At 73.0% G+C, this 15949-nt stretch carries 13 protein-coding genes; 9 read left to right on the forward strand and 4 right to left on the reverse strand.

All coding sequences use genetic code 11. From position 1 onward, the window contains the following. The first annotated feature begins 46 nt into the window (after positions 1-46). From CNQ36_RS33490 to CNQ36_RS33500, 3 genes are all read left to right on the forward strand, one after another. The gene (locus tag CNQ36_RS33490; protein WP_121549473.1) at positions 47-1150 is read left to right on the forward strand and encodes a P1 family peptidase; all 1104 of its coding nucleotides are present in this window, start codon (positions 47-49) and stop codon (positions 1148-1150) included. Between the two features lie 169 nt (positions 1151-1319). Next, positions 1320-3704 carry a phosphoketolase family protein gene (locus CNQ36_RS33495; protein ID WP_121549474.1) on the forward strand — a complete coding sequence of 795 codons (2385 nt, stop codon included), beginning with the start codon at positions 1320-1322 and terminating at the stop codon, positions 3702-3704. 156 nt (positions 3705-3860) lie between these two features. Further along, on the forward strand, positions 3861-4439 hold the full coding sequence (locus CNQ36_RS33500; protein WP_004921323.1) for a Dps family protein: 579 nt from the start codon (positions 3861-3863) through the stop codon (positions 4437-4439). A gap of 111 nt (positions 4440-4550) precedes the next feature. On the opposite strand, the gene CNQ36_RS33505 is transcribed toward CNQ36_RS33500, so the two are convergent. Then, positions 4551-4892 (reverse strand): STAS domain-containing protein, encoded by a 342-nt coding sequence (locus CNQ36_RS33505; protein WP_004921321.1) that lies wholly within the window; start codon positions 4890-4892, stop codon positions 4551-4553. 260 nt (positions 4893-5152) lie between these two features. On the opposite strand from CNQ36_RS33505, the gene CNQ36_RS33510 reads away from it, so the two are divergent. The 6 genes from CNQ36_RS33510 (at position 5153) to CNQ36_RS33535 (ending at position 13133) form a co-directional block, all read left to right on the forward strand. After that, a complete protein-coding gene (locus tag CNQ36_RS33510) occupies positions 5153-9307 on the forward strand; it encodes a SpoIIE family protein phosphatase (RefSeq protein WP_121549475.1) in 4155 nt (1384 codons plus the stop codon). Further along, complete coding sequence (locus CNQ36_RS33515) at positions 9307-9603, forward strand: STAS domain-containing protein (protein ID WP_040905273.1); 297 nt, start codon at positions 9307-9309, stop codon at positions 9601-9603. Before CNQ36_RS33510 ends, CNQ36_RS33515 begins: the two co-directional genes overlap by 1 nt. 112 nt (positions 9604-9715) lie before the next feature. Then, complete coding sequence (locus tag CNQ36_RS33520) at positions 9716-10213, forward strand: hemerythrin domain-containing protein (protein WP_240659531.1); 498 nt, start codon at positions 9716-9718, stop codon at positions 10211-10213. A 195-nt stretch (positions 10214-10408) separates the two neighbouring features. Beyond that, positions 10409-12133, forward strand: a complete 1725-nt coding sequence (locus tag CNQ36_RS33525; protein WP_163013468.1) for a SpoIIE family protein phosphatase — start codon at positions 10409-10411, stop codon at positions 12131-12133. 81 nt (positions 12134-12214) lie between these two features. Beyond that, on the forward strand, positions 12215-12754 hold the full coding sequence (locus tag CNQ36_RS33530; RefSeq protein ID WP_004921312.1) for a hypothetical protein: 540 nt from the start codon (positions 12215-12217) through the stop codon (positions 12752-12754). A gap of 136 nt (positions 12755-12890) precedes the next feature. Continuing rightward, on the forward strand, positions 12891-13133 hold the full coding sequence (locus CNQ36_RS33535; protein ID WP_142167521.1) for a hypothetical protein: 243 nt from the start codon (positions 12891-12893) through the stop codon (positions 13131-13133). Positions 13134-13146: 13 nt separating this feature from the next. Here CNQ36_RS33535 and CNQ36_RS33540 read toward each other — a convergent pair whose 3' ends face one another. The 3 genes from CNQ36_RS33540 to CNQ36_RS33550 all read right to left on the reverse strand — a co-directional run bounded on the left by CNQ36_RS33540 (position 13147) and on the right by CNQ36_RS33550 (position 15815). Beyond that, positions 13147-14562 carry an FAD-binding oxidoreductase gene (locus CNQ36_RS33540; RefSeq protein WP_121549478.1) on the reverse strand — a complete coding sequence of 472 codons (1416 nt, stop codon included), beginning with the start codon at positions 14560-14562 and terminating at the stop codon, positions 13147-13149. Positions 14563-14676: 114 nt separating this feature from the next. Continuing rightward, the gene (locus tag CNQ36_RS33545) at positions 14677-14898 is read right to left on the reverse strand and encodes a hypothetical protein (RefSeq protein WP_050782299.1); all 222 of its coding nucleotides are present in this window, start codon (positions 14896-14898) and stop codon (positions 14677-14679) included. Between the two features lie 215 nt (positions 14899-15113). Continuing rightward, positions 15114-15815 carry a hypothetical protein gene (locus tag CNQ36_RS33550; RefSeq protein WP_240659533.1) on the reverse strand — a complete coding sequence of 234 codons (702 nt, stop codon included), beginning with the start codon at positions 15813-15815 and terminating at the stop codon, positions 15114-15116. Positions 15816-15949 lie beyond the last annotated feature (134 nt).

Raw genomic sequence — 15949 nt, forward strand, 5'->3', positions numbered from 1 at the left:
ACCCGCGCCGCGACGGTGACGTACCGGCGGCGTAGCGTTCGGCCGTATGGAACCACTGGACCCCGGCCACTCGGCACCGGACGCCCGGCCCAGGGCGCGTGACCTCGGCATCGTCGTCGGAGAAGCGGCCACCGGACCCCTGAACGCGATCACCGACGTGCCCGGAGTCCGCGTCGGCCACACCACCGTGCGCAGGCCGCCGGGAGTGCACAGCGGGGTCACCGCCGTCGTCCCCGACGCCGTCGGTCCCCACACGCCGCTGCCCGCCGGGGTCTTCACCGGCAACGGCTACGGCAAGCTCATCGGCACGACCCAGCTCGCCGAACTCGGCGCGCTCGAGACGCCGGTACTGCTCACCTCGACCCTGTCGGCCTTCCGCGTCGCGGACGCCCTCGTCGGCTGGATGCTCGAACGGCCCGGCTGCGAAGAGGTGCTGAGCCTCAACCCGGTCGTGGGGGAGTGCAACGACGGGGTCCTGTCCGACATCCGGGCCCGTCCCGTCCACGAGGAGCACGTCCGCGCCGCCCTCGACACGGCGTCCGGCGGGCCGGTCGCCGAGGGCTGCGTCGGCGCGGGAACCGGCATGGTCGCCCTGGGGTTCAAGGCCGGCGTCGGCACCGCCTCACGCACCCTGGACCTGGCAGGACGGCCGTTCACGGCGGGCACCCTGGTGCAGGCGAACTTCGGCGGCACCCTGCGGGTCGGGGGCCGCACCGTCACGGCCCGGTCCCTGGGCCTCGCGGCGGACGGCCCGGAGCAGGCGGCGGAGACCGGCTCCTGCATGATCGTGGTCGCCACCGACGCCCCTCTCGACGCCCGCCAACTCACCAGGGTCGCGCGGCGCGCGGTGTTCGCGCTGGCCCGCACCGGCGCCGCCTACAGCCACGGCAGCGGTGACTACGCCGTGGCCTTCGCGACCCGGCCCGGCGCCGGCGCCCCCGTCGCCGGCGCCCCCGTCGCCGACGCCGACCTCGGACCGCTGTTCACGGCGGTTCTCGACGTGGTCGAGGAGGCGGTGCTCAACTCCCTGCTCGCCGCGACGACGACCACGGGCCACCGCGGCCGCACGGTCCCCGCCCTTCCGGCCGACCGCCTGCTCGCCGCCCTCGGCGCGCCCGCGCCGTCACCGGCCCCCGGCAGCGGGCCGTGACCGCGCCTCCGGCTCCCTCCGGCAGGGAGCCGGAGCGCCCGTGACGGCCACGGGGGTGAACCGGCACGGTCCGGTCGGCCCTACCGGGTACCCGGCGGGGAGGAAAGGGTGGGGACGTACGGACCCGCACGCGCCACCGACCGCACCGCGACCCGGAAGGGACCCCTCGATGTCCGTCGACACGCACCAGGCGTCCGCCCCGCCGACCGACGAGGAGCTGAGGACGCTCGACGCCCACTGGCGGGCGGCGAACTACCTCTCCGTCGGCCAGATCTACCTCATGGCGAACCCCCTGCTGACCGAGCCGCTGCGCCCCGAGCACATCAAGCCGCGGCTGCTCGGACACTGGGGCACCTCTCCCGGGCTGAACCTGGTGCACACCCACCTCAACCGTGTCGTCCGCTCCCGTGGCCTGGACGCCCTGTGCGTCTGGGGTCCCGGCCACGGAGGCCCGGCGGTGGTCGCCAACTCCTGGCTGGAGGGCTCGTACACCGAGACCTACCCCGACGTCACACGGGACGAGGCGGGCATGGCGCGGCTGTTCAAGCAGTTCTCGTTCCCCGGCGGCGTGCCCAGCCACGTCGCCCCGGAGACACCGGGCTCCATCCACGAGGGCGGCGAACTCGGCTACTCCCTGTCCCACGCCTACGGGGCGGCCTTCGACAACCCCGGCCTGCTGGTGACCTGCGTCATCGGCGACGGCGAGGCGGAGACCGGACCCCTCGCCGCTTCCTGGCACTCGAACAAGTTCCTCGACCCCGTCCACGACGGCGCGGTCCTGCCGGTTCTCCACCTCAACGGCTACAAGATCGCCAACCCGACCGTGCTCGCCCGGCTCCCCGAGCAGGAACTCCGGGCGCTGCTCGAGGGCTACGGCCACGAACCCCTGTACGTCACCGGCGACGACCCCGCCGCCGTCCACCGGACCATGGCCGCGGCGATGGACACCGCCCTGGACCGCATCGCGGCGATCCAGCGGGCCGCCCGCGAGGAGGGCGCCACCGAACGGCCCCGGTGGCCGGTGATCGTGCTGCGCACCCCGAAGGGCTGGACCGGCCCCGCCGAGGTCGACGGCCTGCCCGTGGAAGGCACCTGGCGCTCCCACCAGGTACCGCTGTCCGCGGTCCGGGACAACCCCGAGCACCTGAGGCAACTGGAGCAGTGGCTGCGGTCCTACCGGCCCGGGGAACTGTTCGACGAAGCGGGCGCGCCCCGGCCGGACGTCCTCGCGTGCGTCCCCGACGGCCCCCGCAGGCTCGGAGCCACCCCGTACGCCAACGGGGGGCGGCTGCTGCGGCAGCTGCCCCTGCCCCCGCTGGAGCAGTACGCCGTGCCCGTCGACCAGCCCGGCACGACCCTTCACGAACCCACCCGGGTGCTGGGCGGACTCCTGGAGAACGTGATGCGGGGCACCGCGGGCCGACGGGACTTCCGCCTGGTCGGCCCCGACGAGACCGCCTCCAACCGGCTCCAGGCCGTCTACGCGGCGAGCGGCAAGGCCTGGCAGGCCGGGATCCTCGACGTGGACGAGGACCTCGACCGGCACGGCCGGGTGATGGAGATCCTCTCCGAGCACACCTGCCAGGGCTGGCTCGAGGGCTACCTCCTCACCGGTCGCCACGGGCTGTTCTCCTGCTACGAGGCATTCGTCCACATCGTGGACTCCATGGTCAACCAGCACATCAAGTGGCTGCGGGTCAGTCGCCGCCTGCCCTGGCGCGCCCCCATCGCCTCCCTCAACTACCTGCTCACCTCACATGTGTGGCGGCAGGACCACAACGGCTTCTCCCATCAGGATCCCGGCTTCGTCGACCACATCCTCAACAAGAGTCCCGAGGCCGTACGGGTCTATCTGCCGCCGGACGCCAACACCCTGCTCTCCGTCGCCGACCACGCGCTGCGTAGCCGGGACTACGTCAACGTGATCGTGGCCGGCAAGCAGCCCTGCTTCGACTGGCTGACGATGGAGCAGGCCGAGGCGCACTGCGCCCGCGGCGCCGGTGTCTGGCAGTGGGCCGGCACGGAGACCGGCGACCGGGAGCCGGACGTCGTGCTCGCCGCCGCCGGCGACGTCCCCACCCAGGAGGTGCTGGCCGCCGCCCAGCTGCTGCGCGGCCGTCTGCCGGACCTGGCGGTCCGGGTCGTCAACGTCGTCGACATCGCCCGGCTGCTGCCCAGCGAGGAACACCCGCACGGCATGACCGACTTCGAGTACGACGGCCTCTTCACCCGGGACAAGCCCGTGATCTTCGCCTATCACGGCTATCCCTGGCTGATCCACCGCCTGGCCTACCGCCGCACCGGCCACCGGAACCTGCACGTGCGCGGCTACAAGGAGGTGGGGACGACCACCACGCCCTTCGACATGGTGGTCCGCAACGACCTGGACCGCTACCGACTGGTCATGGACGTCGTCGACCGCGTGCCGGGCCTCGCGGTACGCGCCGCGAACCTGCGCCAGGAGATGGCGGACACCCGGCTGCGCCACCACGACTGGATCCGTGCGCACGGAACCGACCTGCCGGAGGTCGCCGAATGGTCCTGGCACGGCTGACGGCGCCGGGCCGCACGCCCTCGCCGCGCCTCCGACCCCGCCGCCACTGCTCCAGACCGGTGAGATGCGGGGGACTGGGCCACGGTGAACGGTGAAAAAGGCGGACAAGCAGCTTATCTGGATGTTCCAGCGCCACCCGATGCAAGGAGCACCACCGTGCCGTCACAGCCTCAGGGCCCCTCGTACACCGTGCCGGGCATGAGACCTCAGGACAGCCAGCGGATCATCGCGCTGCTGCAGATGCGTCTGCACAGCCTCAACGACCTCCACCTGACGCTCAAGCACATCCACTGGAACGTCGTCGGACCGCACTTCATCGCCGTGCACGAGATGATCGACCCGCAGGTCGACCAGGTCCGCGCCATGACCGACGACGTCGCCGAGCGGATCTCCACCCTCGGCGGCGAACCCAACGGCACCCCCGGCGCCCTGGTGCGCGAGCGGACGTGGAACGACTACTCGATCGGCCGCGCGGAGGCGATCGAGCACCTGGGAGCCCTCGACCTGGTGTACACGTCCGTCATCGAGGACCACCGCGAGGTGATGCGGGAGACCGAGGAGCTCGACCCGGTCACGCAGGACATGCTGATCGAACAGCTGCGCGGCCTCGAACTCTTCCAGTGGTTCGTCCGCGCCCACCTGGAGTCGAGCGGCGGCCGGCTCAGCACGCGCGGCGCCACCACGGAGACGGGCGCCGCCGGCCAGGCCGCCGAGCAGGCCCGCAAGCAGCCCTGACCGGACCCTCGCGCCCTGCACGACCGCCCGTGCCGCCCCCCTCGGCGACCGCGGCGTGCGGGGCTCGGTCGCGTCCGGCGGCCGCGTACCGGCCGTGTCCCCGGCCGGGCGTCACGTGGCTGCGCCGCCGGGACGGAAGGTGAAGACCTGGTCGAGGCCGACCACCTGCAGCACCCGCATCTGGTCGGGATTGACCCCGGCCAGAACGAGCGGTGAGCCGGCGGCCTGCGACTTCTGGTGGGCGGTGATGAGCACCGTGATGCCCGTGGAGTCGCAGTAGGTCAGTCCGGACAGGTCGAGTATCACCCCGTGGTCGTCGAAGGGGGCCTCGTTGACGGCTTCGGACAGGAAGTGGGCGGTGTGATGGTCGAGCTCTCCCACGACGTCCAGGACATAGGGGCCCGAGGGAGTCACACGGGGCGTCACGGTGAGGATCTGGTCCGAATCGGTCACGAGTTCTCCTTGGTGCGGTTCTCGGAGTCTGCGGTGCGGGCGGGGCGAAGACCGGGGTCTGCTCGTCGTGCAGCGCTCGGCGTCATCCTCGACCCGTTCCCCGATCACGTCCGTCCCCCGCGGTGGTAGCAGAGCGGCTGACCTATCCTACGAACTTGTCGCGCTCCGCCGTGCGCCCGCGAGCAGCGACGATTCGTGAGCGGTTGGTGACCGGAGCCGGCGGCCGCCGTGCCGGGCGGGCGTGAGGGAAGGGGTGGCCAGTGGAGCGCGCGCACGACGCCGCGCAACGGCCCGCGACAGCGGCCGGGGCCGATGTGTTCGCCGCCGACGCGGAGATCGGCCGGGATCTCGCCCGTGTGGACTGGACGGCGACTCCGGTGGGCCCTCCGGAGCGGTGGCCGCAGAGCCTGCAGACCGCGGTGAGCATCCTGCTGTCGTCCCGGTTCTCCATGTGGATGGCGTGGGGCCCCGAGCTGACGTTCTTCTGCAATGCCGCGTACCGGCGCGACACGCTGGGCGGCAAGTACCCATGGGCGCTGGGACGGCCGGCGCGCGAGGTCTGGGCGGAGATCTGGCAGGACATCGGCCCGCGGATCGACACCGTGACGACCACGGGAGAGGCCACGTGGGACGAGGGGCTGCTGCTGTTCGTGGAACGCTCCGGCTACGTGGAGGAGAGCTACCACACCTTCAGCTACAGCCCGCTGCGCGACGACTCCGGCGCGGTGGTCGGCATGTTGTGCGTGGTCAGCGAGGAGACCGAGCGCGTCATCGGCGAACGCCGGATGGCGACCCTGCGCGACCTGGGCTCCGACCCCAGCGCGGTCCGCACCGAGCAGGAGGTGCTGGTCTTCGCCGACCAGCAGCTGCGCCGGAACCCCAAGGACCTGCCCTTCACCCTGACCTATCTGCTCGATTCCGACGGCTCCGCGCGCCTGGCGGGCGCCACCGGACTGCCCGGTGGGCACCCGGCCCGCCCCGGCACGCTGCCGGCCGACGGTTCCGGAGTGTGGCCGGTGGCGGCACCGGCACAGGGCGAGTCCGTGCTGGTACCGCTCGACGCCGCCCCGTTCACGGACCTGCCGGCCGGGGCCTGGCCGGAACCGCCCACGCACGCGCTGACGCTGCCCCTGCTGCGGCAGGGCGGCACCCCCTACGGATTCCTGGTGGCGGGCCTGAACCGGTACCGGGTCCTGGACGGCGCCCACCGCGGCTTCCTCGAGCTCACCGCGGGGTACCTGGCGGCGGGCATCGCCAGTGCCCGCAGCTACGAGGCGCAGCAGCGGCGGGCCGAGGAACTGGCCGAGCTGGACCGCGCCAAGACCACCTTCTTCTCCCACATCAGCCACGAACTGCGCACTCCCCTCACCCTGATCATGGGGCCGGTGGCGGAACTGCGTACCCAGCTGGCGGGGGCCGATGCCCGCGTAACGGACGAACTGGACGTCATCCACCGTAATGGTCTGAGACTGGGCAAGCTGGTCAACTCCCTGCTCGACTTCTCCCGCATCGAGGCCGGCCGGATGCAGGCGCGCTACGAGCCGGTCGACCTGTCCCGGACCACGGCCGACCTGGCCAGTGTCTTCCGGTCCGCCGTCGAGAAGGCGGGGCTGGACTTCCGCGTCGACTGCCCCCCGCTCCCGGAACCGGTGTACGTCGACCGCGGGATGTGGGAGAAGGTGATCCTCAACCTGCTGAGCAACGCGCTGAAGTTCACTTTCGACGGCTCGATCCGGGTGACCGTGCGCGCCGGGGACACGCACGCCGTGGTGACCGTCGCCGACACCGGCGTCGGAGTGCCGCGGCAGGAGATGCCACGGCTGTTCGAACGGTTCCACCGCGTCGAGAACGCCCGCTCCCGCTCCCACGAGGGCAGCGGCATCGGACTGGCACTGGTCAAGGAGCTGATCGCGCTGCACGGCGGCACGATCACCGCCGACAGCACCGAGGGCGAGGGCACCCGCTTCGACGTCCGCCTGCCGTTCGGCGCGGCCCACCTGCCCCAGGACGCCCTCGTGCCCGCCGAGCACGTCCGTGCGGTGTCCGCCGACCCCTACGTCCAGGAGGCACTGCGGTGGCTGCCGGACGAGGCCGCCGCCGGGACACGGCCCGCGGTCGCGGTCGCCGGCGCGCCGGACGCCGCCGGCCGCGCCGCCCCGCCCGGACGCCTGCTGGTCGCCGACGACAACGCGGACATGCGCGAGTACCTCGCCCGCATCCTCGAGGGAGCCGGCTACCGGGTGGACACCGTCCCGGACGGCATGGCCGCCCTGCGGGCGGTCCGCACCGACGTCCCCGACCTGGTCATCAGCGACGTGATGATGCCCGGCCTCGACGGACTCGGCCTCGTGGCGGCGTTGCGCACCGATCCGCGGACCGTGTCGGTGCCGGTGGTGCTGCTGTCCGCCCGGGCCGGGCCCGAGGCGTCGGTCGAGGGCCTCCAGGCCGGCGCCGACGACTACCTGGTCAAGCCGTTCGCCGCGGCCGAACTGCTCGCGCGGGTGAGGGCCAACGTGGAACTGGCGCGTCTGCGCACCCGGCAGTCGCGCTGGCGCACGGCCCTGGTAGACTCCCTGCAGGAGGCATTCTTCGTCTGCGACGAGGAGGGCGCCGTGGTGGAGGTCAACGCGGCCTTCACCGACATACTCGGCTACCCGCCCGAAGGCCTGCCCTACCGGCCGGTCCATCCCTGGTGGCCCGACGCCGGCCTCGACCCCGAGGCCCACCGCCAGGTCAGTGAGGCGTTCACCGAGCTGCTCGGCGACTACAAGGGCTTCCGCACCATCCCGGTCACCCACCGCGACGGGCACCGGCTGTGGGTGACCGTCACCTGCCACCCGGCGCAGGACCCGGACACCGGGCGCCGCGTGACGGTCGGCACCTTCCGCGACGTCACCGCGGAGCACCACGCCGTCCAGCGCAAGAGCGCCCAGGCCGCCCTGGGCATGCGGCTCACCCAGGCGACCAGCCTCGCGGAGACCCTCGAGGGCGCCCTGGCGGAACTGGCGCACCTCTGGCACGCCGAGAGCGTGCTCGCCGTCGTCTCGGGACCCGACCAGGAACCGTCCGTGACGGGCACGGGGGCCGGGCCGCGCTGGGAGGATCTGCCTCCCGGACGCCGCGACCAGTTCACGGCCTGGCTCGACGAGCCCGTCCTGACGCCCCTGGACGGTCCCGCCGGGGCCGGTATCACCGTCAACCATCCCGAGGGCCCCATGGTGGTGTGGATCGACTTCGGGGACCGGCGTCCCTTCACAGGGGAGGACCAGCTGCTGCTGTCCCTCCTGGCCGGCCAGCTCGCCCAGGGCCTGGCCCGCGCCCACCAGATCGACCAGCAGCGCGAGACGGCCCTCGCCCTGCAGCGCGCCATCCTCGGCCCGGCCGAGCTGCCAGGGGGCTTCGCCGTACGTTATGAACCGGCCACCCGGCCCCTGGAGGTCGGAGGCGACTGGTACGACACCATCCCCCTGCCCGACGGCCGCATCGGGATCGTCGTCGGCGACTGCGTCGGACGCGGCCTGAAGGCCGCCGCCGTCATGGGGCAGCTGCGCAGCGCCTGCCGCGCACTCCTGCTCCAGGACCCCCGGCCCGCCCGGATCCTGACGGCCCTGGACCACTTCGCCGCGAGCGTCCCCGGCGCGCGGTGCACGACGGTCTTCTGCGGAGTCCTCACCCCCGGCACGGGCCGGCTGGCCTACTCCAGCGCCGGGCATCCGCCGGGCATCCTCGCCCACACCGACGGCACCGTCCGTCTCCTCGACGAGGGACGGTCCGTACCGCTGGCCGTGCGCCCCGGCGACAGCCGTCCCGAGGCGACGTGCACCGTGCCCGCCCGCGCCACCCTCCTGCTGTACACCGACGGTCTCGTGGAACGCAGACGCCGCCCCCTGACGGACGGCATCGACCGGGCCGGCGAGGCCGTCCAGGCCGGCCGCGACACCGCCGTCGGTGAACTGGCCGCCCGGATCATGGTGCGGCTGGCGCCGGCCGGCGGCTTCGACGACGACGTGGCGCTGCTGCTCTACCGGCACCCGGGGCCGCTGGAGATGGCCTTCCCCGCTGATTCGTCGCAGCTCGCGCCGGTCCGCAAGGCCCTGCGCGGCTGGCTCGAACAGTGCGAGCTCCCCCCGCGTACGGCGCAGAACATCCTGGTGGCGGCCGGGGAAGCCTGCGCCAACGCCATCGAGCACGGACACCGGGACTCGCCCGGCGACCCGGTCCGGCTCCGTGCCGAGGCGCGCGCCGACGGCCTGCGGCTGACCGTCGCCGACTCCGGGCGGTGGAAGGCGCCGCAACCCGAGAAGAACACCCACCGAGGACGTGGCGTGGCGCTGATGCGCGCTCTGATGCAGCAGGTCACCATCACGTCCGGCGCAGCCGGCACCACTGTCGACATGCACACGAGGATCGCCTGATGACCACGCATCTCACCCTCACCCCCGGCCGGCGGCCCGACGGCCGGGCCCTGCTGACGGTCGCCGGCGAGATCGACATGAGCAACACCGACACCCTGGACACGGCCATCGCGGCCACCGAGGGACCGCTCGTCATCGACCTCACCGCCGTCGAGTACCTCGACAGCGCCGGCCTGAGCGTGCTCTTCCGCCACGCCGACCGCGTGGAGCTAGTCGCCACGCCGCTGCTGGCGCCGGTGCTGGAGATCTCCGGGCTCGCCGGCCTGACCACCGTGCACGGTCTCGACGGCACCTGACGACGGCGTCGGTGCCCCGCCGGCCGACGGGCGCGCCGGCCGCCCGCGTCTCACCGGTGAAAACCGGGGTATGCGCGGGACGGATCACCGTAGCCGAGCGAGAAGAGTCGCAGTGTCGTCCGTCGATGTCGTCGAACTCATCCTGCAGGACCACCGCCGCATGGAAGACCTCTTCCGCGCCATGCGCAACGTCGAAGCCGACCGCTCCGCCGCGCTGGCGGAGCTGGCCGGCCTGCTGACGGCGCACTCCCTGGCCGAGGAGGACGAGGTCTACCCGGCCCTGCGGCGGTACAAGAACGTCGACGGCGACGACGTCGACCACGGCGTCCACGAGCACCGGGAGGCCAATGAGGCGCTGCTCGCCCTGCTCGAGGCCGGCGACACCGCGTCGCAGGAATGGCAGGAGAAGCTGGAGGACCTGGTCACGGCGGTCAACCACCACGTGGACGAGGAGGAACGGACGCTGCTGAACGACGCCCGGGAGAACGTGGCCGACGATCGTCGGGCCGCCTGGGGCAGGGCGTTCCGGGAGGCGCGCGCCCGGCACCTGGAGAACGACTGCGGTAGCGTGGAGAACGTCCGCAAGCTGGTGGCGGACACCAAGGACTGACGTCCCGGGGGCGGGCGGGTGCGCCGGGACCGTCACGGCTCATGGCGCACCGTCGTCGGCGCGGCCTGGTGCGGTCGTGTGATGATCTGAGGATGCCAGGCCCTGTCTCCCGGTCGGTCGCCACGTTCCACTCGAGCGCACGGAGCCGTGGGGCCGGCGACGATCTGTTGTACGACTGGGCGGTGAGGCGGGGACATGGTGGCTGCAGCGGGAGCCCCGGACGGCGAGCGGTCCGGGCCCGCCCCCGGCAAGGCGGTCGTCGAGATGCTGTCGGCCCTCGGTACGGGCGCCTACGTCGTGGACGCGAGCGGCAGCATCATGGCCGTCAACGCTGCCGCCGAGCGGTTGCTGGGCCGCTCCTCCGCGGAACTCGTCAAGGGGGACGCGCACGACCTGCTGCACCGCAACTCCGAGGGAGAGCCGATTCCCCGGGTGCGGTGCCGCATGCGCCCGGCCTTCATGGCGGGCAGTCCGGCGCAGGCCGACCTGGAGTGGTTCGAGCGGGGAGACGGCTCCCTGCTCTCCGTCTCCTGGTCGCTCACCCCCTTCGACGCCGGCGGCGACGACAGCCTCGTACTCGTTCTCTTCCACCCCCGCGGGGAGTTCCCGCTGCCCTCCGAGCAGCCGGCACCGGAAGGCGGCCTGCTGCAGGAGCTCGAGAAGCTCGCGCTCCTGGCGGAGATGACCACGCAGCTGACCTCCACCCTGTCCGCCGACGAGGCGCTCCAGCGCCTCGTCGGCCTCGTGCTGCCGCGCCTGGCGGACTGGGCGGTGATCGACCTGATCAGCGAACGCGACGAGGTGTGGCGCAGCAAAGTGGTGCACATGGACAACGGCAGCCTGGTCTCCCGCCGCGACCTCGAGGGCCCGATGGCGCCCGTGCCGGCGGAGTCGCCGATGCCGTTGTCGCGGGCCCTCCGGGGCGTGGCCTCGACCATCGCCGAGCCGCAGACGTACGAGGGGTCACCCGACACGGGCATCGCGGTCGAACAGCGGCGGCTCTTCGAGGCCACCGGGATGCACTCGGCGGCCATCGCGCCGATCCGGGGGCTGCGCGACGTGCTCGGCGCCCTGACCCTGGGCCGGTCCGCGCGCCCCGAGAAGTTCACCGCCGCCGATCTCACCCTGCTGGAGGACATCACCCGGCGTGCGGGGCTGGCCCTGGACAACGCCCGTCTCTACCAGCGGCAGCGCAAGGTCGCCGAAACCATGCAGCGCTACCTGCTGCCGCAACTGCCGCGCGTGGCGGGGCTGGAGATGACGTCCCGCTACCTGCCCGCGCCGGACGCCTCCCATGTCGGCGGTGACTGGTACGACGCGTTCACCCTGTCCGACGACGCCACCGCCCTCGCCATCGGCGACGTCTCCGGTCACGACCTCGACGCCGCGGCGGGCATGTCCCAGCTGCGCAACGTGCTCCGCTCCTACGCCTGGTCCCAGAAGGAACCCCCCAGCCGTATCGTCGAACGCGTCGACCGGGCGGTGCTGCGCATCACCGACGTGCCCATGGCCACGCTGGTGTTCGCCACCCTGGCCCCGGACGACGAGGGGCGGTGGACGCTGCGGTGGACCAACGCGGGTCATCCGCCGCCGCTGCTCGTGACGCACGAGGGCGTGGCCCGCTACCTCACGGAGGGCGGCGGCATACTCCTGGGAACCGGCACGGACCGGCCGCGCTCGGACGCGTCGGAGGTGCTGCCGCCGGGTTCCACCCTGGTGCTCTACACGGACGGGCTCATCGAGTCGCCCAGTCATCCCATCGACGAGGGTCTGGAACGGCTGCGCCGGCACGCCGCGGCCCTTGCCCACCGCCCGGTGGAGGCCTTCACCGACGAACTGCTCAGCAGGGCGCGGCCGGACGACAACGACGACGACGTCGCCCTCCTGGCACTGCGGATCGGCGCCCTCGCCCGCCCCTGACACTTCGTCATGCGCCGCCGCGCAGGGGGTACTCGGGAAGCGCCAGAGCAAGTCCGTCCGCTTCACGGGGAGATATCTGCCATGCGCGCCCTGAAACGCCGCCTCGACCGCAGTCTGACCGCGCAGGCCGTCCTGATATTCGCGCTGGGCGTGGGTGTCACCGCGCTGTTCCGCCCGGAGGGCCCGCCGATCCGGTGGCTGGTCAACAGCGGGATCTACACTGCCGTCGCCCTCGTCTTCCTGGTGGTGCAGCGCCGCCGGACCAGCCGTGCGACGGGGGCCGACGCGAGCGAGGTGGCGGACCTCAACCGGGAGATCAGGCACGGGGAGGTGCCCGGTGACCCCGACAGGCGGGCGACCATGCGGAGGCTGGTCGACGGACATCTCGACCAGATGGAACGGGCCGCCCGATGGCTGCCGTACTGGCTGGGATTCATGGGCCTGATCGCCGTCGGCATGCTGGTGCTCGGCGTCACGACGGGGTCACTGACCTACTCGCTGCTCCTCGCGGCGGGCCTGATCGTGCTCTGCTGCGGTGTGCTGTGGATGCGGCGCCGCTCCCTGGACCGCCTCCGGCGCATGCGTGAGCTGCTGCGGAGCCGGAGCGAGCAGGTGGCGTGAGGATCGGCGTTCGCCCCGGGGGAAGTCGCACGGCCGGCCGTGAGAACGGCCGGATCCCGTGCGGTGAAGTGGCGTGGCGTGGGTACCAGGCAGGCACCGCGTGATGTCAGGGCTCGGGAGGGCGACGTTGAATAAGATGAGGCAGTTGCGACAGCTCAGGGCCGTGTACGCGGGAGGTGTCGTCGCGTGGACCTTCTGTCTGTTGCTGAACGCGGTGCAGGGCGGAGGGTCGGCGCGGCAGGCGGTGGTGCTGCTGGGGCTCCTCGCCGCCTTCCTCGTCCTGCTGCTGTGGTCGACCTGGTGCCTCTGGGAGGCCGGCACACGCCGCCCGGCGGTGCGGACCCCCGGCGCGGCGCCCGCGCACGCCGAGCAGTCCTGACCCCCGGGCCACGTCACGGACGCCGCGCGGCCGACCGGAACAGGCCCTCCGGGTCGTACGCGGCACGGGTGCGCGCCAGCCGCTCCTCGTGCGAGCCGAAGACCGCGCCGCGCAACTCCCCGGCGTCCTCGCCCAGTCCCGCGAAATTGACGTACGTGCCCCCGCTGGAGAACGGCTTCATCGCGTCCCAGGACGAGCGTGCCCAGCCGATCGCGGTGCCGTCCGTCGCCGGGTCCTGCCAGCCGGCGTCGATGCTGACGTTGAAGCGTGCGGACCGGTGCGCGAACGCGGTCTCGTCGGGGCCTACGCGCGCCACCGCGCCGCCCAGGGTGCGGACGACGATCAGGCTCTCCGGAGTCGGCCGACGGGAGTAGCAGTTCAGGAGCGTTCCGATCGCCTCGTCGCCGAGTTCGTCCATGAAGTGCGACTTCATGAAGTACCGCTCCCCGTCGGGGAACCGCCAGGTGTTCGCGCTCTGCAGCGCCACATAGGGCACGGTGCCGCTCAAGTCCATCAGCGGCGGCCCCAGTTCGCGCTGCGGAGCCAGCGCCTCGGCGGCTCCGGCTCCCGGCGGACCGCCGTAGACGGCCCCGACCATCACACAGTTCGCGCGGTGCATGTCCGGGGGGATCGCGGGGTCCGGGGGGACGCTCCAGAGCAGCAGTTCCGGTGTGATCGTCTCCGGCGCCACGGCCGCGGCGTCCCGCCAGGCCCGCAGCAGCTCCTCGGCACGCTCGTACGGATGGAGGGCCAGCACGGCGGTCACCTCGGGGCCGAGCGGATGGAGACCGAACTCGAACGAGGTGACGACGCCGATGCCCCGGCCGCCGCCGCGCGCCGCCCAGTACAGTTCGGGCTCCTCCTCCGGGCCGGCGGTGCGGACCGTGCCGTCCGCGGTGACGACCGTCAGGGAACGGACGTTGTCGCAGCTCAGACCGAACGTCCGCATCAGGAAGCCGAAGCCGCCGCCGAGGGTGAGGCCGGCGATCCCGGTCGCCGAGATCTCCCCGCCCGGTGCGGCCAGCCCGTACAGCTGGGTCTCGCGGTCGAACTCGCCCCAGGTCGTACCCGCCTGGGCCCGAGCCGTGCGCGCGGCGGGGTCGACGTGCACGCCCTTCATGGGCGACAGGTCGATCACCAGCCCGTCGTCGCAGACCGCGCTGCCCGCCACCTGGTGTCCGCCGCCGCGGACGCTGACGACGGGACGGTGTTCGCGCGCCGCCCGTACCGCCTCGACCACGTCCGCCGTGCCCGCGCACTTGGCGATCACCGCGGGACGTCGGTCGATCAGCCCGTTCCAGACGGCCCGGGCGGCGTCGTAGCCGGGATGGCCGCGGTCGATGACCTCACCCTGCAGCGAGGAGCGCAGCTGGTCCACCAGGGCTCGCTCGGAGACGGCCCCCGACATGGTTTCCCGGGTGTCCGGCATGGGCGTCACCTTCCCCTGGTGCGCGCTGCTGACTGCCGCCGACGCTCTCCAGGCTAGTGCCGGCCCGGCGGCCCCGCACGCGGGCCCGGTGCCCCCGCGGGGTCCGGACGGACTTCAAGGGTGCTGTGGGCGCGCGCTGTTGCGCAGCCGGTTGACGGCGGCCTGCAGATCGTCGAAGGCGCGCTGCTCATGACGCGGAGTGGTGCGCGCCCCCGGCAGGACGCTGTCGCGCGCCGCCCGGGCACGGGCGTAGGCGTCGAAGCGGGTGACGACCTCGTGGAGGAGATCCAGGGGTGGGGGAGGGGGCACGTCGGGGACGTCGTCGTGGGACGGCATGGCGGATCATTTCGGGGCAGAGGGGGCGAGGGGAGGGAAGGAGTGGAGCGGGCACGGCACGCGTGGCCGCGCATGTCGCGCCGAACCATACGCAGGTGCGTCGAGCCGTGGCACGCGGAGAGGTCGGCAGCCTGGGGTGCCGCCAAGTTGCCGGGGCCCGGCAGGGTCGCGGTGCACGACGGGCCCGGCACACGCCCGTCCGCCGCGGGCGGCCGTCAGGGGGGACCGGCGGTGCCGGTCGAGGGGGACAGACGGTACGACCGCACGACCGCGACGAGACACCCCGCGACGAGGGCGGCGGCCAAGCCGCCCAGCTCGGGCAGGGAACCCGAACGGGCCGCTCCGGACGCCACACCCTGCGGCGGCACCCGGCCCTCCGAGTCGTAGACGACGGCGAGGGCGTCGCCCGGGCGGGTGGACCGGCCGCAGCCGCGCCACACGCGGACCTCCAGCGGTACGCCGTCACGACGGGACACCGAGCAGAGATAGCGACGCTTGCCGGACGCGGTCTCCGGCGCGCCCTCCACCGAGGTCACCAGGGTGGGCGCCACCCGTCCGCGTGCGGCCAGCACGAGGTCCACGGCGGCGTGGGGCGCCAGCAGGGCGAGGCAGACGGCGAGCACGGCGACCGTGCCGACCAGCGCCCGCCCGGCTCGCAGCGCCCATAGATAGAGGGTGACGCCGGCGGCGCACACGAGGCCGCCCTCGCCGTCCGCGAGCACGGGGAGCCCGTACCAGGCGCCGGCGAGCGCGGAGCCGGTGATGGCCGCCGCCGCCAGGCACCCGGCGAGGAGCCCCTTGGCGGTCAGCCACCACGGTGGCAGACCCACGAATTCGGCCGGTCCCCACACCGTGTTCCGCAGGTGCGCCATCAGATGGCGGTCCGGTGCCGTCGGGGGGCGGTGCCGTCGGCTCATGCGCGTCCTCGCCTCCCGGCGTCCCTCGGTGCGGTCATGCCCCCACCCTGACCGACGCATCGAACAGCCCACACTGCCCCCGACCGGACGAACACCCCCACCCCACGCTGCCGACGACAGGCAACGTGACGAGC

The sequence above is a fragment of the Streptomyces fungicidicus genome (genome assembly GCF_003665435.1).
GTDB classification, from domain to species: domain Bacteria; phylum Actinomycetota; class Actinomycetes; order Streptomycetales; family Streptomycetaceae; genus Streptomyces; species Streptomyces fungicidicus.